Below are 26,542 nucleotides of genomic sequence, written 5' to 3' on the forward strand. Positions count from 1 at the left end.
GTCCTGATCCGGCTAGCGTCGGACCATGCTCGACGTCCGCCGTCTCGTGCTCCTCCGTGAGCTGTCCATCCGCGGCACGATCGCAGCCGTCGCCGAGGCCGTGAACTTCACCCCGTCGGCGGTCTCGCAGCAGCTGAGCGCCCTGGAGCGGGAGGCCGGCGTGCAGCTCCTCCGCAAAGCCGGTCGTCGGCTCCAGCTCACCCCGCAGGCCGAGGTGCTGGTGGCCGCAGCGGGCCAGGTGCTCGACGTCCTCGAGCACGCGCAGTCACAGGTCGAGGACACCCTGTCGTCCGTGCAGGGGCGTGTGCGGGTCGCGGTGTTCCAGTCCGCGGCTCTCGCCCTGATGCCGAGCGCCCTGCACGAGATGGCCACGGAACACCCCGACGTCAGGGTCGAGATGGTCCAGCGGGAACCGGAGACCGCACTGAACGAGACGTGGGCTCGTGACTTCGACATGGTCATCGCCGAGCAGTACCCGGCGCACGCCGCTCCGCACCTGCCCGGGCTCGACCGCTCCGACCTGACGACCGACGCCGTCCGGCTCGCCCTGCCCCCGCTCGACACGGCCCTGCGCCCGGTGTCGTCGCTCGAGGACGCCCGCACCATGCCCTGGGTGATGGAACCCCGCGGCACCGCGTCGCGGCACTTCGCCGAGCAGGTCTGTCGGCGCTGGGGCTTCGAGCCCGACGTCCGGTACGAGACCGCGGACCTGCAGACGCAGATCCGCCTGGTCGAGTCCGGCAACGCGGTGGGCCTGATGCCGGACCTGATGTGGACCGGCCGGACGACGACCTGTCGACTGCTCGAGCTGCCGGAGGGCCCCCGACGCACGATCTTCACCGTGGTGCGGTCCGCGGGGTCGTCGTCCCCGGCGGTCCGCGCACTCCGTGACGCGCTCGAGCGTGCGGCGGCGGCCGTCGGCGACTGATCCGCCAGCGCGCACGCCATCCGGCGCACTCCAGCCGACGCGCACGCCAGCCAGCGCGCACGCGAGACGGCGCCGTGACCGGATCGAGACCTGTGCATCCGTCAGGATCTCGTCGACGCAGACATCTCCTGGATGAGGGCACCTCCCGGTGCCCCGACCGGCATCCGAGGGGGATCCCATGAACCAGCCCTGCACCTCCACCACGCGACGGGTCGCTGCCATCGGCGCAGCCGTCGCCATCGTGACCGCGTCGTCGGCGTTCGGCATCGGCGCCGCGACCGCCGTCGCGGCCGAGCCCACGACCGCCACGAGCACGGCGACACCCGGGACGCCGGCTGAGCCCGTCACGCCCGCCGCGCCCGTCACGACGGTCGACACCGACGAGCAGCCGGGAGGCCCGTCCACCGGCACGACGCCGACTGCGGTCCCGGAAACGGCGGCACCAGAGCCCACGGCACCCGCCGCACCGGTGACACCGACGACACCTGCGGCACCCGCGGCACCCGCGGCCGACGACGGCAGCGACCTCGCCTTCACGGAACCGTCGACCGCCGAGGACCCGATCGAGCTCACCGCCACCAGCGGCACGCCCTTCACTCGCACCTTCGAGACCACCGGCGGCGACGGCACCGTCGGCTACGCCATCCAGGACGCCCCGTCCTCCGACTACTGGGTCAACGTCGACACCGGCGTCCTGAGCGGCGACCCGAAGGAGGCCGGGACCTTCCGGTTCCAGGTCGTCGCCCTGAGCGGCTCGACCGAGGTCACGCAGTACGTCGAGCTGACGGTCGCTCCCGGTGACCCCGTGGGCGTGACGTTCGGCGTCGCCACCCCCGACTACAACGGGCTGTGGCAGGTCGAGACCGACGGCACGATCTGGGAACAGGCAGCCGGTCAGGGCCGCGTCCGCATCGTGCCGAGCATCCCCGTCGCCGAGGACACCCCGCTCACGCTCGCCGGGCTCGCGGTCGACGCGTACGGCAACCGGACCACGCCGGGCCCGGACTACCCCCGGTCGACGGTCACGAGCACGGACGACTCCGACTCGGCGGTGTGGAACGACGGGGACTCCTCGAACACCGTGACCTTCGGTGGCACCGGCACCCGGACCGTGACGGTCTCCGAAGGGGGCGTCTCCACGTCGTTCGAGGTCGTGGTCGGCGCCGAGGACACCGACGAGCCCGCCGCCCCGGACACCATCACGTTCACCGAGCCCTCGACGCCCGAGTCACCCATCCGCATCGAGACCACCGCGGGCGAGCAGATCGAGCGCACCTTCACCGCGACGGGGTCGTCGACGGAGCTGCACTACGTCCTGCTGACCGGCCCGACGGCGTTCCCCGTCCCGGGCAACGAACACCCGATCGCACCGCTCGGCCTCGCCGTCGGTGACACGAGCGGGGTCCTGAGCGGCGCCCCGACGGTGGCCGGCGAGTACGACTTCCAGGTCATGGCCATGAACGGGTCCCGCGCTGCCACCCAGTACGTCCACCTGTCCATCCGTCCCGCCGCGACGGAGGAACTCAGCCTGCTCGTCGGCACGATCGGGTCGCCGAAGGGTTGGCTCCGCGACGCCGAGGGCCTGCGCGAGATCTTCGCGGAGAGCCCGAAGTCGATCCCGGTCGACGCCGTCCCGGTGGCCCAGGGGGCGACGATGGTCGTCCGGGTGACGGCCCTCGACGCGTTCGGGAACAGCACGAAGGAGTCCGACGGCGCGCAGCCCGTCGTGACGAGCAGCGTGGCCAGCGACGAAGTGACGCTGCCGTACGGCGAGTGGGAGCCCCGCGTCGGGTTCCCGCACGCCTCGCCGCACACCATCACGGTCGCCCTCGGTGACGTCTCGACCACGTTCGACGTGGACGTGCGGCCGTCGGTCGCGACCGTCGGCGACACGACCCCGACGGCCGGCGGCGGTGGGCACCTCGCCTACACGGGCGCTGACGCCTCCGGGCCGCTCGCGTGGGCGCTGGGCCTGCTCGCCGCCGGCGGCGGTCTGCTGGTCCACCGGCTGCGTCGCCGTCGCGCCTGAGACGCGGCCCCGGACGGACGGGAGGCGCGGTGCGGGCCCGCACCGCGCCTCCCGTCCGTCCTCCCACGCCCACAGGGCGCGCCGGGCGTGCGGGGGTCCGGCGGTTTCCCGCACGCACCCCCAACCCGGGTCACATTCCGGTGAATCGTCACAGCCCGGCAACGTCATCCCGCTACGATCCGAGAACGCCGACATTCTCGGCAAATTCACATGATCTGGGCGATGAGCCCGGACCGAATCCCTGGGGGATCCCGTGCACCGCAGCACCTCCACCGTCCGTCGCGCCTGCGCCGTCGGCACCACCGTTGCCCTGGTCGGCCTGACCACCGGCCTCGGCATCATGACCGCGACGGCCGCCAACGCCGAGACGCTCGTCACCACGCAGCCGATCGTGGCCGCCGAGACGCCGGCCCCGACCCCGGCCGAGGGCAGCGAGACGCCGACGCCGACGGACCCGCCCGTCGAGACCGCGCCCGAGACCCCGGCTCCGGCCGAGGAAGCCCCGGCGCCCACCCCCGAGGCCACCGAGCCCGCCGCGCCGGAGACCACCGCGCCGGCCGCCACCGAGGCTCCGAAGCCGACCGAGACCCCGAAGCCGGACGTCACGGCCAAGGCCGCCGACGCCGCCGTCACCATCGAGGGCACGGCCAAGGTCGGCACCCGACTCGTCGCCGTCGTCACCGGCTTCGACGACGAGGCGGGGTACAAGTACTCCTGGACCGACCAGGACGGCAACGTCCTGTCGAAGGCCGCGAGCTACGTCGTCGACCCGACCGACGTCCGCAAGACCATCACGGTCGCCGTGACGGGCACGCTGCCCGGCGCGACCGAGACCTCCACGGTCGAGTCCGAGGCCACCGCCGCCGTGACCCAGACCCCGGCGTTCCTCGGCGAGGATGGCCAGCCCACCAAGGCCGGTGCCACGCAGGACAGCCCGCTCGAGCTGAGCACAGCCGCCGGTGACGCCTTCTCGCACACCTTCCGTGCGCAGGGCTTCCCGGAGCCGAAGTACAGCCTCGCCTGGTTCGACGACGAGGAGCTCGAGGACACCACGTACTTCGACGAGAACGGCGACGAGTACATCCCCGAGCCTGACGAGCAGCTGCCCTACGGCGTCTCCTTCGACGCCTCGACCGGTGAACTCAGCGGCGTCGCCACCGACGCGTGGGAGTACACCTTCGCTGTCACCGCGACGAGCGGCACCGAGTCGGTCACCCAGTACGTGTCGCTGAACGTCGAGGCCGGCGCACCGCTCGGGGTGCAGGTCTACACGATCGACCGCGCACAGCTGACCGCTGACAAGCAGCGCACGTGGATCATCGCGCCCGACGGCTCGGTCTACACGGTCGACTCCGAGTCCACCGACGACTCCTTCTCGGTCGAGCTCACCGAGGGTGGCCGTCCGACGGTCAAGCAGGGCGGCACGCTCGTCGTCCAGGGCGGGCTCGTCGACCGGTTCGGCAACGACGTCCTGGCCGACGAGGACGAGGTGGTGCTGCCGACCGTCACGTCGGACATCGCCAGCGACGTGATCGCTCCGGACCCCGAGCTCGGTGACTTCGGCGTCGTCGGCGTCACCTTCCCGCACGCCTCGGTGCACAACCTGTCCGTCGCGTTCGGCTCGTTCAGCACGTCCTTCGCCGTCGAGGTCCAGCCCACCGTCACCGGCATCGTCGCGCCCGTCCCGGCTCCGCCGGCAGCAGCAGCCCCGGTCGCCCCGGTCAACACCGGCGGCCAGCTCGCCTACACCGGTTCGGACACCACCGACGCACTGCCGTGGGCCCTGGGCCTGCTCGTCGCCGGTGCCGGCCTCATCGGCGCCCGCTTCGCGCGTCGTCGTCGCGCCCAGCGCTGACACCCTGAGACGTCTCCCGTCCGTCGCGTGCCCGCGCGGTGGACGGGAGGCCCGTGGCGGCCCCGCCTGCTCCTCCACCGGAGCAGGCGGGGCCGTTTCGCATCCGCGCCCGGCCGGGTCCGCGCCGGTAGCGTTGGCGACATGCCCACGCTGCTGCACATCGACTCCTCGGCCGACCTGTCCCACTCCCGCTCGCGCGCACTGACCGCGGCCTTCGCCGACGCCTGGCGCGCCCGCGGCCCGGAGTACACGGTCGTCCGGCGGGACCTGCACGTCGACCAGCTCCCCCACCTGGAGACCTCGGCGTTGCACTGGGCCGCCGCCGACCGCACCGCCGAGGAGGCCGTCGCGTCTGAGGCCGAGGCCCTGCGTCAGGAGGTCATCGACGAGCTCCTGGCCGCCGACGTCGTCGTGGTGGGTGCACCGCTGTACAACTACACCGTGCCGTCGACCCTGAAGGCCTGGATCGACCGCATCCACGTGCCCGGCATCCTGACCGGCGGCGTGCAGCCCCTGGCCGGACGCCCTGTCGTCACCGTGGTGAGCCGCGGCGCCACCTACGACGCCGGCACCCCGACCGAGGGCTGGGACCACGGCTCCCCCGTCCTGCACATCGTGCTCGGCACCGCGCTCGGCATGAAGCTGTACCCGATCACCGTCAGCGCGACCCTGGCCGACCGGCTGCCGGACCTCGCACCGCTGGCCGACCACGCCGCCGCGGAGTTCGCCGACGCGAAGACGACGATCGAGCGCCTGGCGACGACACTCGGCTGACCCGCGCGGCTGCGGCGCTCGTCAGGCGGGTCGCACCTCGTCGGCCCGCCCGAGCAGCTCCGCGTGGAAGGCCGTCTGCGTCAGCGCGCTCGCGAGCAGGAACCCGGTCATCGACTCGATCCCGCCGCTGAAGGGCACCCGGGCGGCGACCTCGAACAGCGTCGGACTGTCCAGTGCGTCGAGGGCCGCGGCGACGTGGCGCGAGCGTTCCTCCCGGTGCCGGGTCAGGGTCCGCGCGCGGCTGACGACGTCACGGAACCGGTACTCGTGCCCCGGGCAGACCTCGAGATCGGCGTACGGGCCGAGCCGCGCGAGCGACGCCAGGTAGTCGCCGAGCGGGTTCGTCCCGGTCCGGCCACCGAGGCCGATGCCGGAGTTGATCCGCGGCAGCACGTGGTCGCCGGAGAACAGCAGGCCGTCGGCCTCGTCGAGGAAGCACACGTGCCCGCTCGTGTGCCCCGGGGTCCACAGCGCGCGGATCGTCCGACCGGGGATCGGCAGCAGGTCGCCGTCCTCGAGCAGCACGTCGGCGTACGGCGCCTCGATCCGGCCCATCCCGATCCGGCGTCCGCTGCCCCACGCCTCGACGACCCCGGCCCGCAGGTGTTCGGGCAGCCCCCACGTCGCGATGTCGGCGTCGTTCCGCTCGGCGTCGGCGCGTTCCCGTTCGAGCGCACGGACCTCGAGGCCGTGCATCGCCACACGTGCACCCGTCGCCCGGCGGATGGCCGCCGCGGCACCCAGGTGGTCGGCGTGCAGGTGCGTCACGGCCACGAGCGACACGTCGTCCAAGTTCCGTCCGATCGTGGCGAGACCGTCCCGCAGCTCGGCGAGCCCGCCGTCGGCCGACCACCCGGGATCGATCACCGCGAGCGAGCCGTCCGCCCCCTCGACGACGTACACGAGGGTCGCGTCGGGCACCCCGAACCGGAACGGCACCGCGAGGGTCCAGATGCCCGGCCGGACCTGCTCGACGGGTGGCAGGACGCCGTCGCGGAGCGCGGCGGCCTGCACGGGGCTGATCGGTTCCGGGGCCGGCGCTGCCGGCGGGGGCACGGTCGTCACGCCGGCCACCCTACCGACGCTGGCCGACCTGCCCGGGGTGATCCGGGCCTCCCGGCCGCGCATCGTGAGCAGAAGATGTCGGGTCGTCGAGCCGAACCCGACCATTCCTGCTCACGAAGTGCGCAGCCCCGCCGACTCCCGCGAGTAGACAGGACCCATGGAGATCGCACCGATGCTCGCCAAGGCCGTCACCACCGTCCCCGACCCGGACAGCACGAAGGGCGGGCTGCGGTACGAACCGAAGTGGGACGGCTTTCGGGGGATCGTGACCATCGACGGTGACGACGTCGAGATCGGCAGCCGCGGCGCCAAGCCGCTCACCCGGTACTTCCCCGAGCTCGTCGAGGCGTTCCGCGCGCAGTTCGGCGGCCGTGACCACCCGGTCGTCCTGGACGGCGAGGTGATCCTGCGTTCCGGCGAGCCCGGTGCCGAGCGCCTGGACTGGGAGGCGCTGTCGCAGCGCATCCACCCGGCGGCCTCACGGATCGCCAAGCTCAGCGCCGAGACGCCGGCGCAGTTCGTGGCCTTCGACCTGCTGGCGGTGGACGGCGAGGAGCTGGTGGACCGACCCTTCGACGAGCGTCGCGAGCGCCTGGAGCAGCTCGGCGACGCCATGACCGACCCGCTCTTCGTCACCCGCACCACGCTCGACGTCGAGCAGGCGCGCGAGTGGCTCACCACCTTCGAGGGCGCCGGGCTCGACGGCGTCGTCGCGAAGCCCCGAGCGCGGCCGTACGAACCGAACAAGCGCTCGATGCTCAAGATCAAGCACCACCGCACCGCCGACGTCGTCGCCATCGGCTACCGCGTGCACAAGAGCGGCTCCGGCGTCGGGTCGCTGCTCGTCGGGCTGTACGACGCGGACGGCGAGCTCCGCCAGGTCGGCGGCGTCTCCGCCTTCTCCGACAAGCGCCGGGCCGCGTTGATCGACGAGCTCGAGCCCGTCGTGCTCCGCGATGCGGACGGGAGGCCCGTCACCGGTGACGGGGAACGGTCGCGGTTCTCGTCGGGTCGCGACACGTCGTTCGTCCGGCTGGCGCCGGAGCTGGTGCTCGAGGTCCGGTACGACCAGATGGAGGGCGACCGGTTCCGGCACACCGTGCAGTTCGAGCGGTGGCGGCCCGACCGTGACGCGACGTCGTGCGGGTTCGAGCAGCTCGAGGTGCCGAGTGCGTACGACCTGAACAACGTGCTGTCCTGACGACGGAACGCACTGCGGTGTCCGTTTGTCGCTGTTCTGTCACGTTCGGGGAAAAGTAGTTAGCCGAACTAGCGAAGCCGTGCCAGGATGATCTCAGCAGCACGAGGCGTCCAGTCTGGATGCCCGGATCGGAGCGGATCGACATGAGCACCAGCACGCTTGTCCGCCACCCTCGGCGGAGCCCCTTCACAGAAGTCCGAGAGGCACGTCGCCAGCGCGTCCTGCAGCTCAGCGCGGTCATCAGCGCCATCGCCGGCGTGACCGCCACCGCGCTCGCACTCGTCACGGTCGGACTCGGCTCGTGATCGTCGACGGCATCACCGACGTGCACCGCGGCACTTGGTCGCGGCTCACCCGCTTGCACACCGCCAGCATCGGGCTGCCGACGCACACCACGCGCGTCGAGGACCCGGACCGCCAGCGGGACGTCTCCTCCGCAGCCTGAGGCTCCGCTCGGCCCGGCTGCTCGGCTGCTCGCCGTCAGCTCGGCTTCTTTGCCCGTGAGGGCTGCACGCGCGGCGGCTCCCCCGGCATCTTCGGGAAGTCGGGCGGGAACGGCAACTCACCCTCGCCGTTCGCCAGGTCCCGTTCCCACCACTCGAGCAGCGGTGTGATGCTGCCCGGCTGCTCCCCCATCGACTCCCACGGGTCGCCCGTGGTCCGCAGCCGCTCCGGCACCGTGCGGATCGTGAAGGTCGTCGGGTCCGTGGTGCGCAGTTCGTCCCAGGCGATCGGCGTGGACACCGACGCGTGCGCCAGGGCACGGGGGCTGTAGGCGCCGGCCATCGTGCGGTCGCGGTTCGCCTGGTTGAAGTCGACGAAGATGCGCTGCCCTCGCTCTTCCTTCCACCACGCCGTCGTGACCCGGTCGGGCATCCGGCGTTCGAGCTCGCGCGCCGCAGCGATCACCGCGTGCCGGACCTCGAGGAACTCGTGCTCGGGGCGGATCGGCGCGAACACGTGCAGGCCGCGGTTGCCGCTCGTCTTGATCCAGGTGGTCAGGCCGACCTCGTCGAGGACCTTCCGGAGTTCCTCGGCCACCGGCACGGTGTCGCCGAAGTCGGTGCCGGGCTGCGGGTCGAGGTCGATGCGGAGCTGGTCCGGGTGGTCGCTGTCCTCGGCACGAGAGGCCCACGGGTGGAAGACCACCGTGTTCATCTGTGCGGCCCACACCGCCACGGCCGGCTCGTCGATCACGAGCTGCGGGTGCGACCGGGCACTCGGGTAGGTCACTGTCACCGAGCGGACGTAGTCGGGGGCTCCCTTCGGCGGGTTCTTCGAGAAGAACTGCTCGCCGTCGACGCCGCCCGGGAACCGCTGCAGCGAGATCGGCCGGTCGCCGTTCGCCCGGACGAAGGCGTCGCCCACCGTGACGAGGTACTCCGCCAGGTCGAGCTTCGTGATGCCTGCCTCGGGCCAGAGCACCCGAGAGGGGCTGCTGATCCGGACCTCGCGGTCACCGTCGGGACCGGGCACCCGCACCGTCGTCGCTTCGCTCGCCATGCAGCGGACCGTACACGCGTGCCGGCCGCCCGCCCGCAGCCGGGTGTGCACCTCCGCAGAACACCGGTGTTCGCCGGTCGAACACGCGCAGGGCGGTGTTCAGCGCGCGGACACCGGTGTCTTGCGGGCAGACTTCACATCACGTTCCAGTGCAGGTGGCCGTTCGCGTCAGGGCCCTTGCCGCCGCAGGTGTACGAGTTGCCGTTCGCGGCCTGGGCGACGACTCCGGCCTGCCCATCGGCGCAGAACGCCCCGGGCGTGATGAAGTCGTGCGACGGCGCGGGCGCCTGCTCGACGGGCGCGGGAGCAGGGGCGGGAGCGGCTGGCGCAGGCGCGGGAGCCGCGGGGGCTGGAGCCGGCTCGACGTAGGAGCCGACCGCGGTCACCTCGGTCACCGGGGCGGTCGACACGGTCTTCGAGACCTGGACTCGGTCCGTCTCGACGCCGTCGGTGGTGGTCACGCGGTACGTCCGTGTGAGCACGCCGTCGACGCCCGCTGTCTGCAGCCGCGTCTGACCCTTCGCGAGGGCCGGATCGTCGATGGTGGTCTTCCGGAAGTGGATCGGGAAGTCCTTCGAGACCTCCGACACCTCGACGACCGGCGTCGGAGTCGGCGTCGGCGTCGGCGTCGAACTGGGTGTCGGGGTCGTCGTCGTGGCGTCGGCGACGGCTCGCGGGGAAGCAGAGTCCTGGCTCGCACTCGTCACGGCGGCGCCCACCACAGCACCGGCGGTACCCACGCCCCCGACCCAGATCACCGCTGCGATCGCGACGACGACCGAAGCCTTCGCCTTCGTCGGTAGTGCTGACCAGCGCATCCTGCGACATCCCCTCGAGTTCGGTACGACGATCCAGGGTGCCCCGTGCTCCGTCGACCGCTGCACCCCCACTCCGGGGCAGCCGCGCTGTGAGGATGAACCGTCCACCGGGCAGGATGGGCGGGTGAACGCGTACCTCGGCATCGACCTCGCGTGGGGGCTCGGCTCCGAACGGAAGGCCGCGAACGAGACCGGGCTGGTCGCGATGGACCACGATGGCACGATCACCGACGCCGGCTGGGCCCGCGGGGTCGACGCCGTCATGGACTGGATCGCCGGGAACGTCGGGCCACGATCCCTGATCGCCGTGGACGCCTCACTCGTCGTGACGAACCCGACGGGCATCCGCGAGTCCGAGCGGCAGGTCAGGGCAGCGGTACGGCCGGTGGAAGGTCGCGGCGAACCCGACCAACCAGGCGTCGGCGGCGAGCGCCGGCGCAGCGCTGCTCGACCGGCTGACCACGCAGGGCATCGGGTACGTCTCCGACACGGAGTCGATGCGACGACGCACCGGTCCGGCGATGTTCGAGTGCTACCCGTACACGACCCTGGTCGGGGTGGAGGAGTTCGGCTACGACGTGGAACGACCCCGGTACAAGCGGCTCGACCTCCGGATCCCCGCCGCCGAGGCACGTGCCCGTCGCGCCGAGGCTTTCGACGAGCTGGTCCGGCGGCTGCGCGAGACCCCGCTCGACCCGCCGCTGCTGCTCGACTCCCATCCGCTGACGCAGCGGCTCGCCGACCCGTCGGTGTTGCACGGTCCGACGCACAAGCACCGCGAGGACCTGCTCGACGGTGCCCTGTGCGCGTGGACGGCGGCGTTCTGGGAGCGACACGGCGACCAGCGCGTGCAGATCCTGGGAGGTGATCCGGCCCTCCCCACCGACCCGCTGGACGAGGCGGGCCGGCGGCCCGTCGTGGTGGCACCCGCACGCCCGTCGCAGCGCTGACGGCGCGAGAAGGATCAGATCTCGCCCGTTGCAGCCGCCGTGCAGATCACCTTCGTGAGGAGTTCGCGAAGGGGTTGCAGGTCACCGAGCATCGACCGGCGGGCGGCGTGATGGTTCTCATTTGTCGTGACCCTCCGCCAGTCGAGCACGACACCACGTTCGGCCGCGTACTCGCGCCAGAACTCCCGCTGGGTTCGCCCGTTGCCCTCCATGAAGGGATGGATGTAGTTGAGCGTCGCGAACTGTTCGGTCAAGAAGTCCAGAGGACGCTCCGGCATCCTGGGCGAAGCGAGCTCATCGTCCAGCCGGGCCATCCGTACGGGGATCAGTTCAGGCGCCAGGAACGGTTCGTCAGGATTCTTCGCGATGCCGTCGAGCCGGTACTGGCCTGCCCAGACGTAGACGTCCTGGAAGAGATGGGCGTGGATACGGCGCACCCGTTCCGATGGCAGGAGCCCCGCGAGTCCGGGAACCTCACCGAGCAGGAGGTCCAACTCCCGGTCCTGCACCTCGGGGACCTCGAGTTCCGCGAGTTGGTCACGGCTCGTGGCCCCGAACTTGTTGCGGAGGACGTACTGGTCGTCGTAGTACCCGCCGTCGGGTCGAAGACTCACCGACGGTGCGCGAAAGCCCGGAGCTCCTCGCGACTGATCTCGCCCTTCGCGAAGCGGTCCATGTACCGGATCCACTCGGGGTTGTCCTTGAATCCTTCGAGTCGCCCGGAGTGGATCACCGCGGCGACGGCGCGCGTCCGCTTGACGCGCTCCGAGCCGGAGACGGTCCGAACCATTCGCTTGGGCATGCACCAATGTTACGCCGGGGCGGTCACGTGTTCCAGACCCGCCAGGACGGCCCGTCGTGGTGGCACCCGCACGCCCGTCGCAGCGGAGGCCGCGCGGCTAGGGTTGAGCGGTGAGCGCGACGACCGAACCCCTGCACATCGGGCTGGTGTCGCTGCACACCTCCCCCGGAGACGAACCCGGTTCGGGCGAGGTCGGCGGCATGAACGTCGTCGTCCGGCACCAGGCCGAGGCGCTGGCCGACCTGGGCCACCAAGTGGACATCATCACGCGCCGGTCCGCCCCGACGCAGCCGGACTCGGTGTCGCTCGTGCCGGGCGTGTGCCTGCGGTTCCTGTCCGCGGGGCCGGCCGAGCCGGTGCCGAAGGGCGAGCACGACGCGTTCATCGAACCGTTCCGCCACGAGCTGGAGCAGCTCGGGCCGTTCGACGTCCTGCACTCGCACCACTGGTTCTCCGGCGCCGCCGCGCTGCCCGTCGCCCGCGAGCGCGGCATCCCCCACGTGCAGTCGTTCCACTCAATCGCCGCCGACCCGGCGACGCCGCTGTCCGAGGGCGAACGCCCCGAGTCCGCCGGCCGCATCGCCGGCGAGGAGCTGCTCGCTCGCGAGTCGGACGCCGTCGTCGTGGTGTCCGAGGCCGAGGCCTCGACCGTGCGCACCCGGCTCGGGGGCGACGACGCCCGCATCTGGATCGTGCCGCCGGGGGTCGACGGGTCCGTCTTCCGCCCGGCCGCCGTCGGTGCGCGCCGCGCCGCCACCCCCTACGTGGTCGCGGCGGCGCGCGTGCAGCCGCTCAAGGGCCTGGACCTGGCGATCGAGGCGATCGCGGACATCAGCCTGGAGGCCCGCCCCACCCTGGTCATCGCGGGCGACGTCTCGAGTGAGGCGGGCGACTACGTGGACGAACTGCGTCGGCTCGCCGACGCGCGGGGCATCGCCGACCACGTCACCTTCATCGGGCCGCAGTCGCGTGCCGATCTGGCGTTCCTGTTCCGTGGCGCGGCAGCCGTGCTCGTGCCGTCCCACTCCGAGACGTACGGGCTCGTCGCGCTCGAGGGCTCCGCTTCCGGGGTGCCGGTCGTGGCCGCCGCTGCCGGGGGCCTGCGTGAGGCGGTGGTCGACGGGGAGACGGGCGTCGTGCTCGAGTCGCGTGACCCGCAGGAGTGGGCGGACGAGATCGAGCGGATCCTGACCGATGCGCCCTACGCTGCCGGGCTCGCCGCGGCGGGGAGGGAGCACGCGGAGCGCCTGAGCTGGGAGCGGTCGGCCGCGGGACTCGAGGACGTCTACCGCCGGGTGCTCGGGCGCTCGTGAGCGGGACGGGCGGGCGGTTCGCGGCGTTCTGGGCCGCGCTCGACGCCGTGCCCGTCGAGTCGGACGCCGAGGCGCTCTACGACGTCGGAACGCCCGAGGGACGACTGCGACGGGCGAACCTGACGCGGTACCTGGAGCAGTCCGGGCCCGGGGCCGACACGTTGCTCGTGGCCGAGGCACCGGGGTGGCGCGGCATGACGAACACGGGTGTGCCGTTCACGAGCATGCGCGAGCTCGGACCCGAGTACGGCGTCCCGCTGGAGCCGACGGCACCGTGGGAGGCCTCGTCGCGCGTCGTGCACGCCGCGCTGGAGGGCTGGCGCGGTGCGCTCCCCGTTGCGTGGGCGATCTTCCCGCACCACCCCTTCGTGGCGCCGGACCGGCTGACGAACCGCACGCCGCGGCCCGCCGAGGTCCGCTCGGGCGCGCCCGTCGCCCTCGCGCTGCTGGAGGCCCTCGGCGGTATGGACCGGGTCCGGGTGGTCGCCGTCGGTCGCAAGGCGCAGGGAGCGCTCGCGCTGGCCGGCATCGAGGCGACCGCAGTGCGGCACCCGGCGCAGGGCGGCGCGAAGCAGTTCACCGAACAGCTGCGAGCGCTGGACCGCTAGCCGTCGGTCCGCCCGGTCCGTCCCGGTCGCGTCCCGCTCAGGCGGATCGGACCTCGACGCCCTTGGCCGCGAGCCGCTCGGCGACGTGGGCGGGCAGTGGTGCGGCGGCGTACACGGTGCGGAGTTCCGGCAGGTCGAGCAGGTCGTCCCAGTTCTGCGGGTCGAAGCGGTCGTCCGAGCCGTCCCAGCCGGGGTGGACGTCCTGCAGGACCTCGAGGTCGGAGTCCACGGTGATCTCGGTGACGAGCGACAGGTGCGACGGCAGCAGGTCGAGGTCGTCGTAGTACTCGCGCGCCCGGTCGTCCTGCCCGTCGACGTCGAGGTCCTCGTCGGTCTCGTCCTCGGCGTCCGGGTCGTAGGGGTCCAGGACGTCGAGGTCGTAGCAGAGGACGTCGAGCACCAGGAGCTTCGCGTTGAAGTCCGCGAACTCGATGGGCTCCTCGGTGGTGTTCGACTGCTGGTCCATGGCCGGAGCGTATCCGTCGCCGAGCGACCGTGTTGCGATCGCGAGAAACCTTCCTGTGGGACTGGACAGAAAGGCATTCCGCGCGCAAGGGTGACGCATGGCCACCACCAAGACGGACCGCCCACAGCAGGAGCAGCACGAGCTCCGCCGGGTCATCGGTCCCAAGCTCCTGCTGCTCTTCATCGTCGGCGACATCCTCGGCACGGGTGTCTACGCGCTCACCGGCCAGGTCGCGGCCGAGGTCGGCGGGGCAGCGTGGCTCCCGTTCCTCATCGCGTTCGCGGTCGCGCTGCTGACGGCCTTCTCGTACCTCGAACTCGTGACGAAGTACCCCCAGACCGCCGGTGCCGCGCTCTACGTGCACAAGGCGTTCGGAATCCACTTCGTCACCTTCATCGTGACGTTCATCGTGATGTGTTCCGGGATCACGTCGGCGTCGACGGCATCGCGGGCGTTCGCGGCGAACCTCGGCGCCGGGTTCGGCATCGAGCTGCCGAACGGCGTGGTGATGCTCATCGCGATGGGCTTCATGCTCGCGGTGATGTTCATCAACTTCCGCGGGGTGAGCGAGAGCGTCAAGACGAACGTCGTGCTGACGCTCGTCGAGCTGTCCGGTCTCGTCATGGTGATCCTGATCGGGTTCTGGGCGATCGCGGGCGGCAACGCGGACTTCTCGCGGGTCGTGATGTTCGAGACGCCGGAGGACAAGTCCCTGCTGCTATCGATCAGCACCGCGACGTCGCTGGCGTTCTTCGCGATGGTCGGGTTCGAGGACTCGGTCAACATGGCCGAGGAGACCAAGGACCCCTCGCGCATCTTCCCGAAGATCATGCTCACCGGTCTCGGCATCACCGCCGTGATCTACGTGCTCGTGTCGATCTGCGCCGTGGCCGTGGTGCCGATCGGTGAACTGGCCGGCAACGAGACCCCGCTCGTCACCGTCGTGCAGACCGCCGCGCCGGACTTCCCGATCGCCGACCTGCTGCCCTTCATCTCGATGTTCGCCGTCGCCAACACGGCCCTGATCAACATGATGATGGCGTCGCGCCTGCTCTACGGCATGAGCAAGCAGGGCGTGCTGCCGGGCTTCCTGTCCCGCATCTCCCCCGCCCGTCGCACCCCGTCGACCGCGATCGTCTTCACCACGCTCATCTCGCTGCTGCTGATCGGGTGGGTCTCGCTCGACCCGGACTCCCCCATCGTCGTCGTCCTCGGTGGCACCACCTCGCTGTTGCTGCTGACGGTGTTCGCCGTCGTGAACGTGACCGTGCTCGTGCTGCGCCGCGACAAGGTCGACCACAAGCACTTCCGCGCGGGCGTCATCATCCCGGTCATCGGCATCATCACGTGCCTGTGGCTCGTCCTGCCGTTCTCGTCCGGTCGTGACCCGCAGCAGTACCAGATCGCCGGCGCGCTGCTGGCCCTGGGCGTGCTGCTCTGGATCCTGACCTGGTTCACCCACGGACGGAAGCAGGCCGAGAAGGCCCCGACCGGACTCGTGACGGAGCCGACGAAGGTGCAGCGCCCGCCGCACGACCACCGCGACGTCTGATGGACGCGACCAGTGTCATCTGGACCGTCGTCATCGCGGTGATCGCCGCGCTGTCGCTGTCCGCCGGAGGCTGGCGCCTGCGTCGGGGTCGACGGGCCGACCGACGCGACCGGTGACCGCCGCGCCCGAGTGACCCGTGACGGTTCTGGTTCGCGAAGCCCCCGCTTCGTGAACCAGAACCGTCACTCGTTGCCGGGGAGGCACCTTCCCCGCGGCGAGCAACCCGCGGCGAACCCCGAACGCCGAACGCCGAACCCCCGAACGGGCGATCACGGCGGGCCGCCGCAGGCTTCCCAGGAGGCGCCCGTACGCTCGTGCTGCTCTTCCCGCTCCGCCCGCCCAGCACCCGCCCAGCCCCTCGAGAGGTCCCGTCATGCGCCGTGTCGGCATCACCCTCGCCTCGGTGTTCGGCGCCGGGATCGTGGCGGTCGGCATCGGCGTGGTCGTCCTCGTGGTGATCGCGGTCAACTCGCTCGCCGGCATCGCGAAGTCGAGCGCCGCCACCCCGACGCCCGCGTGCCCGGCCGTCGCCTCGAAGACGATCGGCGGGATGGTCGTGCCGGCCGGCCCCGTCGGCGGCTTCTGCCAGAACCGCCTGGTGAACGCCGCACACGTGATCGAAGCCGCCCAGGCGCTCGGCATCGGCCCCCACACGCAGGCCGTCGGGGTGATGACCGCGATCGGCGAGTCGAGCCTGGTGAACCTGGACCACGGCGACGCCGCGGGCCCGGACAGCCGCGGCCTGTTCCAGCAGCGCGACAACGGCGCCTGGGGCACGTACGAGCAGCGGATGGACCCGTACACGGCCGCGACGATGTTCTACACGAAGCTCGTGAAGGTCCCCGGCTGGAAGACGATGAGCCCGACGCAGATGGCGCACGCGGTGCAGATCAACTCCGATCCGGACCACTACGCGAAGTCGTGGCCGCAGGCGAAGGCGATCGTCGAGGAGCTCACCGGCCAGGACGTGCCGGACGCCGCTCCCCAGGGCTGACCGCTCACGAGGCCACCGCCTGCGTCTCCTCGTCGAACTCGACGATCGCGGCTCCCCCGGAGTGCACGACGACCTGGGCGCGGAGCCGGACCGACTGCTCGTCGAGGGCACAGGCGCAGGCGTCGACCCACTCCCAGTCCACCGGGTAGAGCCGGTCGGCGTCGGGGCGTTCCCACGCGAGCACGACGTCGACGGCCCCGAGCTGCGCCACGATGTCGGCGATCAGGGCCGCGAAGTCGTCGACGTGTTCGTCCGGGGAGTACGGCAGGTCGGCGATCGGCAACAGGAACGGGATCGACATCCCGCGGTCGTCGAGGAACAGCACCCAGCACTGCCGGCGCAGCGGCCGTTCGACGACGGCTTCGACGAGTCGGACGACGTCGTCGTCGGTGCGGACGGGTTCACGGATCAGGCGGTCGAGCATCTCGGTGTCAGGCATGGCTCCAGCGTGGCGAACCGGAAGCCCCCACCCGAGGCGCGGTCCGGGTTCTGTGGAGAGCCGCTCCACGAACCCAGCCTGTGGAGGAAGAGTCCCTCAGATGCCGTGCGTGACCGAGCTGTCGACGAGCAGCAGCGAGGCGAAGAACACCGCGACGATCGCCGCCATGCCGACGAGCACCACCGGCCAGGTCAGCCGACGCCGCACGAGCCGCAGGACGCAGACGGCGATCGTCGCGACCAGCACCGCCGCCACGATGATCGGTCCGACGACGACGACCGAGTCCCCCAGCGTCTCGTTGCAGGTGTTGCCCGGCGCCGCGCAGGACACGAACGCGAGCGACATCAGTCTGATCCCCCAACCCGCTGCCAACGCGCCGACCGTCAGCACGACGAGCAGGGCGGTGGAGGCGACCACGTCGGCGACCCGAGCGCGTCCTGCCAGGGGGTGCCGGGCCTCCCGACCGAAGCGCGCCGGGCCGGACCCGAGCGGATCCGGACCCGACACAGGACCCGACCCGTGACCCGACCCGGGACCCGTCCCTGGGGCCGGGCCACTCTGCCGCGCGGGCGCGCCCATCAGGAGCGCCGGCCGCGCGTCGACCAGAGGGCGAGCGCGATCAGGACGGGCTGACCGAACAGGCGGACGAAGCGCTTCTCGTCGCTGTCCAGACCGAAGGCGTCGCGACGGTTCACCCACTGCGACAGGTTGCCGGGGAAGATCACCGTGAAGAACAGCGCCGCGGCCGAGCCGACGAAGCGGCGGGCCGGCTTCGGGGCGAGCACCAGGGCCGAGCCGAGCGTGATCTCCGCGACCCCCGACGCGAGCACCGTCGTGTCGTCGTCCAGGGGGACGAAGTCGGGCACCTGCGCCGTGAACTCCTTGCGCGCGAAGGTGAGGTGACTCGTGCCCGCGACGACGAGGGCCAGGCCGAGCAGGACGCGGAAGAAGGAACGCATGCCTCCATGGTGCCCGTTCCCGCGACCGGGCGCCCGCGCTGCGCGACTCGGACGTGTTCGAAGCGAGGTTCACTCGCTAACATGCGGTCCATGGGAGCAGTCGCTCGAGACCACGAACCGCCGGCAGCCCCGGCGACCTTCGCGGTGGCGCTCGGACCGGTCGCGTTCTACCTCGGCATCATCGTGCCTGCACAGTCGACCGTGCAGCACGTGCTGCTCGGTGCGGTGTTCGGGCTGGTGTGCGTGCTCAGTGGCTGGCGGGCGATCCGGATCGCCGGTCGTCGCCGGGCCGTGCAGGTCTGGTCGTGGATCGGCATCGTGATCGGGACGGCTGGGCTCGTCATGCTCGTCTGGCAGGTGCTCGTGATCGTGACCGGGGGTGCGTTCCCGCCGCCGTTCTGGTCGCCGTACGCCAACCGCTGACGCGGTCCGGCCGGGAGGCCCGGGTCGCGTCCGCCCCGTCGCTCGCGAAACGGGTCGGCCCGGGTCAGGGCCGCCCCGCCTGACGACGCCGGGTCACCAGCCGAGCGTGCCGGGCGCGCCCTTGAACGGCCCGACGATGTCCGCCGTGATCCAGCCGCCGTAGAAGTCGCCGTCCTGCGCCTGGACCCGTTCGCCGCCGACCTCGCACGAGTCCATCGCCGACGGGTAGATCGCGACGCGTTCCCGCAGCGACTCGTAGCCGGGCACGGGCGTCGGGTAGTTCCAGGCGGCGCGGCTCGCGACCGTCCCGTCACCACCGACGACGTCGAAGTAGCGCGCCAGGCCCTTGAACTCGCACATGCTCGATCCCGGCGCCTTGACCAACGCACCCTCGGCCAGGTCAGCGATCGGCAGGTAGTAGACCGGCGGGTGCGAGGTCTCGAGCACGCGGACGGCGTCGGTCGTGTCGGCGACGACCGTGCCGCCGAGACGGACGACGACGCGGGCGGTGACCCGCTCGACGGCGGGTGGGCGGGGGTAGTCCCAGACGGATTCCTGGCCGGGGCCGGGCTCGGTCCTCTTCGGGTGGCGCATGCTCCAGGTGTACGCCCGGTGCCTGCGGTGCAGCCGCGTGCGTGCGCGCAATCGCCTCCGGGTGCACCATGGGCGGGTGACGACGACGACACGCACCCTGTTTCGACGGAAGCCCATCGACACGATCGATGACGAGGCCGGGGGCGAGGGCGGCCTGAAACGGCACCTCGGTCTGTGGCAGCTCACCGCGATCGGCATCGGCGGCATCATCGGCGCCGGCATCTTCACCCTCGCCGGCACCGTCGCGAACGGCGTCGCCGGGCCCGCGGTGCTGATCAGCTTCCTGGTCGCCGGGGTCGCGAGCGCCGCCGCCGCGTTGTCGTACGCCGAGTTCGCGGGGCTCATCCCGAAGGCGGGCAGCGCGTACACGTACGGCTACGCGGTGCTCGGCGAGATCGTCGGGTGGTTCATCGGCTGGGACCTGCTGCTCGAGTACACGGCGATCGTGGCGGTGGTCGCGATCGGCATCTCCGGCTACGTCGGGTTCCTGGTCGGTCAGTTCGGCATCGACCTGCCCGCGTGGATGCTCGGCGCCCCGGGCACCGGTGACGGCCACGTGATCGACGTCTTCGCGATCGCGCTGTGCCTGCTCACCGCGTTCGTGCTCACGCGCGGCATCCGGAGCGCCGCCCGGTTCGAGTTCGTCGCCGTCGGCATCAAGGTGGCGCTCGTCGTGCTCATCGTCGTGCTCGGCGTGTTCCACATCAACAGCGCCAACTACTCCCCGTACTTCCCGTTCGGCTTCGGCGGCGTGATGACCGGTGCCGCGACCGTGTTCTTCGCCGTGTTCGGCTACGACGCCATGTCCACCGCGGCCGAGGAGTCCACCGACGCCCGCAAGCACATGCCGAAGGCGATCCTGCTGTCCCTCGGCATCTCGATGGTGCTGTACGTCCTGGCGACGCTCGTGCTCACCGGGATGCAGAAGTACACCGACATCGACCCGGCGTCGGGCTTCTCGTCGGCGTTCGCGTCCGTCGGGCTCGGCGGTGTCGCCAACGTCATCGCGATCGGTGCCATCGTCGGCATCGTCACGGTGCTCGTGACGTTCATGCTCGGTGCCTCGCGCGTCTGGTTCTCGATGAGCCGCGACGGCCTGATGCCGAAGTGGTTCGCGAAGACCGACCCGAAGCGGCACGTGCCGACCCGGGTGACCTGGATCCTCGGCATCGCATCGGCGATCCTGGCCGGGGTGCTGCCGATCGGTGTCGTCGCCGAGCTCACGAACATCGGCATCCTGCTCGCGTTCGTCGTGGTGTGCTCGGCCGTGGTGGTGCTGCGCTACCGGCAGCCCGACCTGGACCGCCAGTTCCGGTTGCCGTTCATGCCCGTCATCCCGATCATCGGCGTCATCGCGTCGCTGTGGCTCGTCACGTTCCTGCAGTGGGAGACGTGGGTGCGGTTCGCGATCTGGTTCGCGATCGGGCTCGGTGTGTACTTCGGGTACTCACGGAAGCACAGCAAGCTGGCCGAGCCGGCGAAGCGCTGAGCACGGCCGAGGAAGCGCCGAGCACAGCCGACGCCCGCGCCCCTCAACGCCGCAACGTCTCCCGCGGGTACTCCCCGAACCGGTTCGCGTACACCGAGGCGAACCGCCCCATGTGCGCGAAGCCCCACCGCCGGGCGACGTCCGCCACCGAAGTTGCCTGCGGGTCGAGGATCCGCAGTTCCTCGTGCACCCGTCCGAGCCGCACCTCGCGCAGGTACGTCATCGGCGAGCGCTCGAACGCCCGCTGGAACGACTCCTGGATCCCGCGGATGCTCAGCCCGGCCGCCTGCGCGATGTCGGCGACGGTGAGCGGTTGGTGGGCGTGCGCCTGGATAAACTCGACCGCGGCCCGGAGCCGTCCGTCGCTGCGGGTGCCGTAGCCCGCGGGGAACCGTTCGGCCTGCAGCGGGTACATGCGGAACAGGGCCCGGGCGACGTCACGCTGCGCCTCGTGCCAGGCGAGGGACTCGTCGCCCTCCTCGCGCAGCGCACGGAGCGCGCCGGACACGGCGGTCCGCCACAGGCCGAGGGCTGCGGAGTCAGGCGCCGTCGTGGTGTCGAACGCCATGGTGCCGTCGACCAGGTGGTCCTCGGCGGCGACGTCGAGCACCAGGTCCCGGCGCAGGTGCACCAGGCGCTGGTCCCAGTCCTGGTACTCCATCTCGAACCGGCGCTCGACGGGGAACAGCGTGGGGACGCCGGGCTGCATGCGGACCTCGTCGCGGCCGACGTCGACGCGGGCCTCGCCGCGTTCGAGCCACTGGACGACGACCTCGCCCTCGGTGGCGACGTCGCCGCGCAGGTAGCCGTGCATCTGGGAACGGCGGACGCTCAGTCGTTCGTCACCGACACCGACGTACTTGAACCAGTAGTCCTGGTCGAGGGCCCGGGAGTACCAGGCCTTGCCCGCGTACATACCGGCGAGCGAGCTGATGGCATCGTCGGTGTCCTGGCCGGCCACGGCGACGAGCGAACGCGGCGAAGCGGGGCGTGCGGCAGGATCGGAACCCGGAGCGGGCGCCTGCGACTCGGTCGTGTCGGTCATGGGAACACCTCTCTCTCCTGGAGCAGAGCGGTGTGGTCACCTCCGGGTGACCCCCGGCCTGCTCTCTCACGCTAGGGAGCAGCGGGTGGACGTACAACCGGGTTGCGCTCTGCGGCCTAACGGCCGGTCCAGCGAACCCAGCCGTGCACCTGAGCCGCCGCGCTCTCGAAGGACGAGTGCCCGCCGGTCAACGAGTGGTCCGGGGAATCGACGGTGTACGTGTCGGTCCGGGTGATGTCGCACACGACCTCGGCGTCGATCCACCCGTTCCAGTGGTCGGCTGAGTCGCGTACCCACCGCAGTCGGTCCGGCATGAAGTTCCAATCGATTCCGTGGACCGCTGTCGTCGCGCTCCGAGTTGGACGGTAGTCCTGCCAGATCTTCGTCGCACAGGGTGGCGGCTGAGATCGTCGGTGGTGACTGGCACGATGGTCCCGTGCCTGCTGCCCCGATGATCGACGCCGTCGACGTCATCCGCTTCGTCGGGCCGCAGACCTTCGGCCGCGCACGCGACGTCGTCCGCGCCGGCCTGGTCGACGACGCCACCTGGCACGACGACGACGGCACGGTCACCGCGGCCGTGTCCGGCACCGCCGACGACCCGTACGAACTCCGCGTCGACACCACCCCGGCGCGCGGCGACTTCGTCCGCCCGGTCCGCAGCACCTGCAGCTGCCCGCTCGGCGGCGACTGCAAGCACGTCGCGGCCGCGCTCCTCACCATCAACGCGCGTGCCCTCGCCGCGAACGCCGGCCCACGCCCGGAAACGCCGGCTCCGCCGCCCTCGGACTGGAGGCACGACCTCGCCCGCCTCGCCGGTGACGACGAGCGCGCGCCCACCCCGCAGGGCACCCGGATGGGACTGCAGTTCGAGTTGCGTGACGCGGTCCCCGCCAAGCTCGCCTCGCGCGCCCGTGCCGCCGGCCGCGCCCTGCCGGCGCCGTCCCGCAGCGTGCGGCTCGGGGTCCGTCCGGTGACCCGCAGCGACGCCGGCAACTGGGTGCGCGGGCAGCTGACCTGGGGCACGCTCCCCTACTCGCAGAACCGGCTCGGCGTCGGTGCCGAGCAGCACGCCTGGTTCCTGCAGCTCGCCGCCCTGCACCGCGCCGGGCAGCTCGCGGGCCTGCCGGGTGAGAGCGATTGGCTGCACCTCGACGACTTCCGGAGCCCCCTGCTCTGGCCGCTCCTGCAGCAGGCCGCGGCGCTCGACATCGCGTTCGTCACCGGGAAGCGCGAGGGCGGTGCGGCGCTCGGGACGCAGGCCCAGGTGCTGCTCGACGTCGCCCGGCACGACGACGCCGTGGTGATCGGCGCGAGTGCCGTGCTCGACGGCCGGCCCGTGGTGCCCGGAGCAGCGCGGATGATCGGCGACCACGGCGTCTACGTGTTCCGCGAGAGCCCCGAGTTCACGGTCGCCGTCGCACCGACCCCGGCGCCAGTGCCCGAGGACCAGCGCCGCATGCTCGTCGAGGGCAGCCGCATCACCGTGCCGACCGCCGAGGTCGACGAGTTCCTGGCCGACTGGTCGCCCCGGTTGCGCGGCGCCCTCGGGCTGGTCAGCTCCGACGGTTCGGTGGAGCTGCCGGAACGCACCCCGCCGGAGCTCGTGCTCACCGCGACCTTCGAGCCGGCCCGCGCCCCGCGCACCGACGACCGCGTGCACCTGCACTGGCGTTGGCACGTCGACGGCAGGAAGGACCCGGTGTCCCTGCACGGCCCACTCCCCGACCTGTCCGGGCTCCGTGCCGCCGACGATCCGGCGGGCACCGACGACACTCCCGTCGCGGACCCGGCCGCGGCGGTGGAGCCGACCACGTCGACGACGCCGGACGACGACGCGACGCAGGCCGGGCCTCCCGTCCGCCCTGCCGGACCCGGTGGCGGGCTGGACTGGTTCCAGGACGGCACCATCGACGGGGCCGACGTCGCGGTGTTCGCGAACGAGTTCCTGCCCGAGCTGCCGTCGCTCGGCGTCCGCACGGTCGTGCAGGGCGAGCGGCTCGACTACGAGCGGTTGAGCGGGCGGCCGCACATCCGTGTCACGACGATGCCGTCGGACAAGCACGACTGGTTCGACCTCGGCATCATCGTGAGCGTCAACGGCAAGCAGATCCCCTTCACGCCGCTGCTCACCGCGCTCGCGGGTCGGCAGCGACGGCTCAAGCTCGTCGACAACTCGTACCTGTCGCTGGCCGACCCCGCGTTCGACCGACTCAAGGAGCTCATCGACGAGGCCCGCGACCTGGACGAGTGGGAGCCCGACCAGCCGATCGCCGTCACGCCGCTGCACGCCGGGCTGTGGACCGAGTTCGACCTGCTGGCCGACGAGACCTCGCACGACGAGCGGTGGCAGGCGATCGCCTCGGGGCTGCTCGGGGCGACTCCCCCGGGTGACGTCCCCGTGCCGGACACCGTGCACGCCGACCTGCGGCCGTACCAGCACGCCGGGTACGCGTGGCTGTCGTTCCTGGTGACACACGGCATCGGCGGGGTGCTCGCCGACGACATGGGCCTCGGCAAGACCCTGCAGGTGCTCGCGATGGTCGCCGCCCGTCGCGCCGCGGAGCCCGACGCGCCCCCGTTCCTGGTCGTCGCACCGACCTCGGTCGTCGGCAACTGGGCGGCCGAGGCAGCGAAGTTCGTGCCGTCGCTGCGGGTCGCGACGGTGACCTCGACGTCGCTGAAGGACCCGGGGCTCGTCGCCCGGACCGCCGCTGCGTCGGACGTCGTCGTCACCTCGTACGCGCTGCTGCGGCTCGACGCCCGCGCCTGGACCGACCTGCCGTGGTCGGCGCTGGTGCTCGACGAGGCCCAGTTCGTGAAGAACCCGCAGTCCCAGACCCACCGTGTGGCCTCGGAGCTGCAGGCACCGGTGAAGATCGCGATCACCGGCACGCCGCTCGAGAACGGCCTGACCGACCTGTGGGCGCTGTTCCACATCGTCGCGCCCGGGCTGCTGTCCACCTGGACCCGGTTCGGCGACGACTACGTGAAGCCCCTCGCCTCGCCCGAGCTCCGCGGCGAGGCCCGGCAGGAACTCACCGGGCGGCTGCGCCGACGGATCCGGCCGCTCATGCTCCGCCGCACGAAGGAGGCCGTCGCGGCCGACCTGCCGCCGAAGCAGGAACAGGTCGTCCGGGTCACGCTCGACCCGGCGCACCGGGAGCTGTACGAGCGCACCCTGAACCGGGAGCGACTGAAGGTCCTCGACCTGATCGACGACCTGTCGAAGAACCGGATGATCGTGTTCCGGTCGCTGACGCTGCTGCGGATGCTCGCGCTGTCGCCGGCGCTGGTGTCGTCCGGGTCGTCGTCGTCAGACTCGGACGTCACGTCGGGATCGACGCCGATCCCCTCCGCCAAGCTCGACCTGCTGCTCGACGAACTCGAGCAGCTCGCGGCAGAGGGCCGTCGCGCCCTGGTGTTCAGCCAGTTCACCTCGTTCCTGCGGATGGTGTCCGACGCCCTCGACGCCCGGGGCATCGGCTACGAGTACCTCGACGGCTCCACCCGCAAGCGCCCGGAGGTCATCGAGCGCTTCCGGCAGGGCACCGCTCCGGCGTTCCTCATCTCGTTGAAGGCCGGCGGCTTCGGGCTCACCCTGACCGAGGCGGACACCGTGTTCGTGCTCGACCCGTGGTGGAACCCCGCAGCCGAGTCCCAGGCCGTCGACCGCACGCACCGCATCGGGCAGACCCGGTCGGTCAGCGTCCAGCGGTTCATCGCCGAGGACACCATCGAGGAGAAGGTCCTGGCCCTCGCCGCGCGCAAGGCCGAGCTGTTCGCCACGATGATCGACGACGACGCGCTGTTCGCCGACGACCTGACCGCCGACGACATCCGCTCCCTGCTGACCTGATCCACACCCGCACCACCGTTCCGCCCCGCACCACCTGGAGTCCCACCGCATGACGTCCCGCCGACGCCGCAGCCGCATCACCCTGACCTCCGTCCTCGTCGTCCTGGCCCTCGCCGTCGGCGGGTACGCACTCGACGCGTCCGGTGTCCTCGGGCCGGACGCCGACGCGGCGGGCACGACCGCTGCGGGCGGCCCCACGGCCGGGGAGACGACCACGATCGGACCGCAGCAGGCGTCGTCGGGGGCGAGCCCCGCCTCCAGTCCGACCGTCAGTCGCGGAACCGACGCCGACGCGGTCCGCGCACGCACCCAGCTGGCCGACCTGCCCGTGAAGGGCAAGGCAGCCGGCACCGGCTACGACCGCACCGGCGACTTCGGCAGCGCTTGGCTCGACGTCGACCACAACGGGTGCGACACCCGGAACGACGTCCTCGCCCGCGACCTCGCCGGCATCACCCGCGAGGGCCGCTGCAAGGTCCTCACCGGCACCCTCGTCTCGCCGTACACGGGTGCGACGGTGGACTTCGTGCGCGGCAACACGACCTCGACGCTCGTGCAGATCGACCACGTCGTCGCCCTCGAGAACGCCTGGCGCACCGGGGCGCAGCGGCTCACCGAGACCGAGCGGCAGGCACTGGCGAACGACCCGGTGAACCTGTTCGCGGTCGATGGCCGCTCGAACTCGCAGAAGGGCTCCGGCGACGCGGCGACCTGGCTCCCCGCGAACAAGGCGTTCCGCTGCACCTACATCGAGCACCAGGTCACGGTGAAGGCGAAGTACCGCCTGTGGGTGGCTCCGGCGGAGCGAGACGCGATGGTGCGGGTGCTGGACGCCTGCTGACTCCGCCGCTAAACGACAGGTGTAGTCTAGGCATC

General features: G+C 71.6%; 28 protein-coding genes. 16 read left to right on the forward strand and 12 right to left on the reverse strand.

The features are described from left to right. Nucleotides 1-25: 25 nt before the first annotated feature. The 4 genes from DEJ03_RS14215 to DEJ03_RS14230 all read left to right on the forward strand — a co-directional run bounded on the left by DEJ03_RS14215 (nt 26) and on the right by DEJ03_RS14230 (nt 5,586). Nucleotides 26-928 (forward strand): LysR substrate-binding domain-containing protein, encoded by a 903-nt coding sequence (locus DEJ03_RS14215; protein ID WP_110865096.1) that lies wholly within the window; start codon nt 26-28, stop codon nt 926-928. A gap of 178 nt (nt 929-1,106) precedes the next feature. Next, nucleotides 1,107-2,957: a hypothetical protein gene (locus tag DEJ03_RS14220; protein ID WP_110865097.1), complete on the forward strand. Its 1,851-nt coding sequence runs from the start codon at nt 1,107-1,109 to the stop codon at nt 2,955-2,957. A gap of 253 nt (nt 2,958-3,210) precedes the next feature. Continuing rightward, nucleotides 3,211-4,812, forward strand: coding sequence for a putative Ig domain-containing protein (locus DEJ03_RS14225; RefSeq protein ID WP_110865098.1), 1,602 nt, complete (start codon nt 3,211-3,213; stop codon nt 4,810-4,812). A 141-nt stretch (nt 4,813-4,953) separates the two neighbouring features. Further along, nucleotides 4,954-5,586 (forward strand): FMN-dependent NADH-azoreductase, encoded by a 633-nt coding sequence (locus DEJ03_RS14230; RefSeq protein ID WP_110865099.1) that lies wholly within the window; start codon nt 4,954-4,956, stop codon nt 5,584-5,586. A 21-nt stretch (nt 5,587-5,607) separates the two neighbouring features. Here DEJ03_RS14230 and DEJ03_RS14235 read toward each other — a convergent pair whose 3' ends face one another. Next, nucleotides 5,608-6,651, reverse strand: a complete 1,044-nt coding sequence (locus tag DEJ03_RS14235; protein ID WP_181422733.1) for an MBL fold metallo-hydrolase — start codon at nt 6,649-6,651, stop codon at nt 5,608-5,610. A 157-nt stretch (nt 6,652-6,808) separates the two neighbouring features. On the opposite strand from DEJ03_RS14235, the gene DEJ03_RS14240 reads away from it, so the two are divergent. From DEJ03_RS14240 to DEJ03_RS18045, 3 genes are all read left to right on the forward strand, one after another. Next, nucleotides 6,809-7,852: an ATP-dependent DNA ligase gene (locus tag DEJ03_RS14240; protein WP_110865101.1), complete on the forward strand. Its 1,044-nt coding sequence runs from the start codon at nt 6,809-6,811 to the stop codon at nt 7,850-7,852. Between the two features lie 143 nt (nt 7,853-7,995). Next, a complete protein-coding gene (locus DEJ03_RS18040) occupies nt 7,996-8,157 on the forward strand; it encodes a hypothetical protein (RefSeq protein ID WP_163343780.1) in 162 nt (53 codons plus the stop codon). After that, entirely contained in the window at nt 8,154-8,297 is a 144-nt protein-coding gene (locus tag DEJ03_RS18045; protein WP_155896788.1) for a hypothetical protein, read from the forward strand. Before DEJ03_RS18040 ends, DEJ03_RS18045 begins: the two co-directional genes overlap by 4 nt. A gap of 35 nt (nt 8,298-8,332) precedes the next feature. On the opposite strand, the gene ligD is transcribed toward DEJ03_RS18045, so the two are convergent. From ligD to DEJ03_RS18260, 3 genes are all read right to left on the reverse strand, one after another. After that, nucleotides 8,333-9,355 carry a non-homologous end-joining DNA ligase gene (gene ligD, locus DEJ03_RS14250; protein WP_110865103.1) on the reverse strand — a complete coding sequence of 341 codons (1,023 nt, stop codon included), beginning with the start codon at nt 9,353-9,355 and terminating at the stop codon, nt 8,333-8,335. 134 nt (nt 9,356-9,489) lie between these two features. Then, nucleotides 9,490-10,173, reverse strand: a complete 684-nt coding sequence (locus tag DEJ03_RS14255) for a G5 domain-containing protein (protein WP_110865104.1) — start codon at nt 10,171-10,173, stop codon at nt 9,490-9,492. A gap of 316 nt (nt 10,174-10,489) precedes the next feature. Further along, on the reverse strand, nt 10,490-10,663 hold the full coding sequence (locus DEJ03_RS18260) for a hypothetical protein (protein WP_181422735.1): 174 nt from the start codon (nt 10,661-10,663) through the stop codon (nt 10,490-10,492). On the opposite strand from DEJ03_RS18260, the gene DEJ03_RS14260 reads away from it, so the two are divergent. Continuing rightward, nucleotides 10,644-11,123: a hypothetical protein gene (locus tag DEJ03_RS14260; protein WP_375342296.1), complete on the forward strand. Its 480-nt coding sequence runs from the start codon at nt 10,644-10,646 to the stop codon at nt 11,121-11,123. The two genes, DEJ03_RS18260 and DEJ03_RS14260, sit on opposite strands and share 20 nt — an antisense overlap. Before the next feature lie 14 nt (nt 11,124-11,137). Here DEJ03_RS14260 and DEJ03_RS14265 read toward each other — a convergent pair whose 3' ends face one another. Then, entirely contained in the window at nt 11,138-11,737 is a 600-nt protein-coding gene (locus DEJ03_RS14265; protein WP_181422736.1) for a Fic family protein, read from the reverse strand. Next, nucleotides 11,734-11,925 carry an antitoxin VbhA family protein gene (locus DEJ03_RS18055; RefSeq protein WP_146245006.1) on the reverse strand — a complete coding sequence of 64 codons (192 nt, stop codon included), beginning with the start codon at nt 11,923-11,925 and terminating at the stop codon, nt 11,734-11,736. The genes DEJ03_RS14265 and DEJ03_RS18055 overlap by 4 nt, the downstream gene beginning before the upstream one ends. 110 nt (nt 11,926-12,035) lie before the next feature. Here DEJ03_RS18055 and DEJ03_RS14270 point away from each other — a divergent pair, with 110 nt between their 5' ends. Both DEJ03_RS14270 and DEJ03_RS14275 read left to right on the forward strand, forming a co-directional pair. Further along, nucleotides 12,036-13,238 carry a glycosyltransferase gene (locus DEJ03_RS14270; RefSeq protein ID WP_110865107.1) on the forward strand — a complete coding sequence of 401 codons (1,203 nt, stop codon included), beginning with the start codon at nt 12,036-12,038 and terminating at the stop codon, nt 13,236-13,238. Then, nucleotides 13,235-13,846 carry a uracil-DNA glycosylase gene (locus DEJ03_RS14275; RefSeq protein ID WP_110865108.1) on the forward strand — a complete coding sequence of 204 codons (612 nt, stop codon included), beginning with the start codon at nt 13,235-13,237 and terminating at the stop codon, nt 13,844-13,846. Before DEJ03_RS14270 ends, DEJ03_RS14275 begins: the two co-directional genes overlap by 4 nt. A gap of 37 nt (nt 13,847-13,883) precedes the next feature. Here DEJ03_RS14275 and DEJ03_RS14280 read toward each other — a convergent pair whose 3' ends face one another. Continuing rightward, a complete protein-coding gene (locus DEJ03_RS14280; protein ID WP_110865109.1) occupies nt 13,884-14,312 on the reverse strand; it encodes a DUF6892 domain-containing protein in 429 nt (142 codons plus the stop codon). Nucleotides 14,313-14,409: 97 nt separating this feature from the next. Between DEJ03_RS14280 and DEJ03_RS14285 the strand changes: the two genes are divergently transcribed. Both DEJ03_RS14285 and DEJ03_RS14290 read left to right on the forward strand, forming a co-directional pair. Next, on the forward strand, nt 14,410-15,864 hold the full coding sequence (locus DEJ03_RS14285) for an APC family permease (RefSeq protein WP_071404196.1): 1,455 nt from the start codon (nt 14,410-14,412) through the stop codon (nt 15,862-15,864). Nucleotides 15,865-16,237: 373 nt separating this feature from the next. Further along, nucleotides 16,238-16,858, forward strand: coding sequence for a hypothetical protein (locus DEJ03_RS14290; protein WP_110865110.1), 621 nt, complete (start codon nt 16,238-16,240; stop codon nt 16,856-16,858). 4 nt (nt 16,859-16,862) lie between these two features. Here the strand turns inward: DEJ03_RS14290 and DEJ03_RS14295 are convergent, their stop codons facing one another. From DEJ03_RS14295 to DEJ03_RS14305, 3 genes are all read right to left on the reverse strand, one after another. After that, on the reverse strand, nt 16,863-17,297 hold the full coding sequence (locus DEJ03_RS14295) for a hypothetical protein (protein WP_110865111.1): 435 nt from the start codon (nt 17,295-17,297) through the stop codon (nt 16,863-16,865). Nucleotides 17,298-17,393: 96 nt separating this feature from the next. Beyond that, the gene (locus DEJ03_RS14300; protein WP_220034143.1) at nt 17,394-17,876 is read right to left on the reverse strand and encodes a DUF6264 family protein; all 483 of its coding nucleotides are present in this window, start codon (nt 17,874-17,876) and stop codon (nt 17,394-17,396) included. Continuing rightward, nucleotides 17,876-18,256, reverse strand: coding sequence for a hypothetical protein (locus DEJ03_RS14305; protein WP_110865112.1), 381 nt, complete (start codon nt 18,254-18,256; stop codon nt 17,876-17,878). The genes DEJ03_RS14300 and DEJ03_RS14305 overlap by 1 nt, the downstream gene beginning before the upstream one ends. 90 nt (nt 18,257-18,346) lie before the next feature. Here DEJ03_RS14305 and DEJ03_RS14310 point away from each other — a divergent pair, with 90 nt between their 5' ends. Further along, nucleotides 18,347-18,679, forward strand: coding sequence for a hypothetical protein (locus DEJ03_RS14310; protein ID WP_111233944.1), 333 nt, complete (start codon nt 18,347-18,349; stop codon nt 18,677-18,679). Nucleotides 18,680-18,772: 93 nt separating this feature from the next. On the opposite strand, the gene DEJ03_RS14315 is transcribed toward DEJ03_RS14310, so the two are convergent. Next, nucleotides 18,773-19,273, reverse strand: coding sequence for a DUF427 domain-containing protein (locus DEJ03_RS14315; protein WP_110865114.1), 501 nt, complete (start codon nt 19,271-19,273; stop codon nt 18,773-18,775). A gap of 76 nt (nt 19,274-19,349) precedes the next feature. Here DEJ03_RS14315 and DEJ03_RS14320 point away from each other — a divergent pair, with 76 nt between their 5' ends. Continuing rightward, nucleotides 19,350-20,762 (forward strand): amino acid permease, encoded by a 1,413-nt coding sequence (locus DEJ03_RS14320; protein ID WP_110865115.1) that lies wholly within the window; start codon nt 19,350-19,352, stop codon nt 20,760-20,762. 43 nt (nt 20,763-20,805) lie between these two features. Here the strand turns inward: DEJ03_RS14320 and DEJ03_RS14325 are convergent, their stop codons facing one another. Next, entirely contained in the window at nt 20,806-21,807 is a 1,002-nt protein-coding gene (locus DEJ03_RS14325; RefSeq protein ID WP_110865116.1) for an AraC family transcriptional regulator, read from the reverse strand. Between the two features lie 436 nt (nt 21,808-22,243). Between DEJ03_RS14325 and DEJ03_RS14335 the strand changes: the two genes are divergently transcribed. Beyond that, a complete protein-coding gene (locus DEJ03_RS14335) occupies nt 22,244-25,666 on the forward strand; it encodes a DEAD/DEAH box helicase (RefSeq protein ID WP_146237738.1) in 3,423 nt (1,140 codons plus the stop codon). A 49-nt stretch (nt 25,667-25,715) separates the two neighbouring features. Next, nucleotides 25,716-26,507: an HNH endonuclease family protein gene (locus DEJ03_RS14340; protein ID WP_258370831.1), complete on the forward strand. Its 792-nt coding sequence runs from the start codon at nt 25,716-25,718 to the stop codon at nt 26,505-26,507. The last annotated feature ends 35 nt before the right edge of the window (nt 26,508-26,542 follow it).

Source organism: Curtobacterium sp. MCLR17_043 (genome assembly GCF_003224215.1).
In the GTDB taxonomy this organism is placed as follows: Bacteria; Actinomycetota; Actinomycetes; order Actinomycetales; family Microbacteriaceae; genus Curtobacterium; species Curtobacterium flaccumfaciens.

Bases quoted from the DNA above. Each gene is read 5' to 3' on its own strand.
- DEJ03_RS14255 (WP_110865104.1), bottom strand. From the start codon at position 10,173: ATGCGCTGGTCAGCACTACCGACGAAGGCGAAGGCTTCGGTCGTCGTC.
- DEJ03_RS14280 (WP_110865109.1), bottom strand. From the start codon at position 14,312: ATGGACCAGCAGTCGAACACCACCGAGGAGCCCATCGAGTTCGCGGAC.
- DEJ03_RS18055 (WP_146245006.1), bottom strand. From the start codon at position 11,925: ATGCCCAAGCGAATGGTTCGGACCGTCTCCGGCTCGGAGCGCGTCAAG.
- DEJ03_RS14230 (WP_110865099.1), top strand. From the start codon at position 4,954: ATGCCCACGCTGCTGCACATCGACTCCTCGGCCGACCTGTCCCACTCC.
- DEJ03_RS14340 (WP_258370831.1), top strand. From the start codon at position 25,716: ATGACGTCCCGCCGACGCCGCAGCCGCATCACCCTGACCTCCGTCCTC.
- DEJ03_RS14220 (WP_110865097.1), top strand. From the start codon at position 1,107: ATGAACCAGCCCTGCACCTCCACCACGCGACGGGTCGCTGCCATCGGC.
- ligD (WP_110865103.1), bottom strand. From the start codon at position 9,355: ATGGCGAGCGAAGCGACGACGGTGCGGGTGCCCGGTCCCGACGGTGAC.
- DEJ03_RS14315 (WP_110865114.1), bottom strand. From the start codon at position 19,273: ATGCGCCACCCGAAGAGGACCGAGCCCGGCCCCGGCCAGGAATCCGTC.
- DEJ03_RS14285 (WP_071404196.1), top strand. From the start codon at position 14,410: ATGGCCACCACCAAGACGGACCGCCCACAGCAGGAGCAGCACGAGCTC.
- DEJ03_RS14310 (WP_111233944.1), top strand. From the start codon at position 18,347: ATGGGAGCAGTCGCTCGAGACCACGAACCGCCGGCAGCCCCGGCGACC.
- DEJ03_RS18040 (WP_163343780.1), top strand. From the start codon at position 7,996: ATGAGCACCAGCACGCTTGTCCGCCACCCTCGGCGGAGCCCCTTCACA.
- DEJ03_RS14215 (WP_110865096.1), top strand. From the start codon at position 26: ATGCTCGACGTCCGCCGTCTCGTGCTCCTCCGTGAGCTGTCCATCCGC.
- DEJ03_RS14240 (WP_110865101.1), top strand. From the start codon at position 6,809: ATGGAGATCGCACCGATGCTCGCCAAGGCCGTCACCACCGTCCCCGAC.
- DEJ03_RS14295 (WP_110865111.1), bottom strand. From the start codon at position 17,297: ATGCCTGACACCGAGATGCTCGACCGCCTGATCCGTGAACCCGTCCGC.
- DEJ03_RS14305 (WP_110865112.1), bottom strand. From the start codon at position 18,256: ATGCGTTCCTTCTTCCGCGTCCTGCTCGGCCTGGCCCTCGTCGTCGCG.
- DEJ03_RS14325 (WP_110865116.1), bottom strand. From the start codon at position 21,807: ATGACCGACACGACCGAGTCGCAGGCGCCCGCTCCGGGTTCCGATCCT.
- DEJ03_RS14300 (WP_220034143.1), bottom strand. From the start codon at position 17,876: ATGGGCGCGCCCGCGCGGCAGAGTGGCCCGGCCCCAGGGACGGGTCCC.
- DEJ03_RS14290 (WP_110865110.1), top strand. From the start codon at position 16,238: ATGCGCCGTGTCGGCATCACCCTCGCCTCGGTGTTCGGCGCCGGGATC.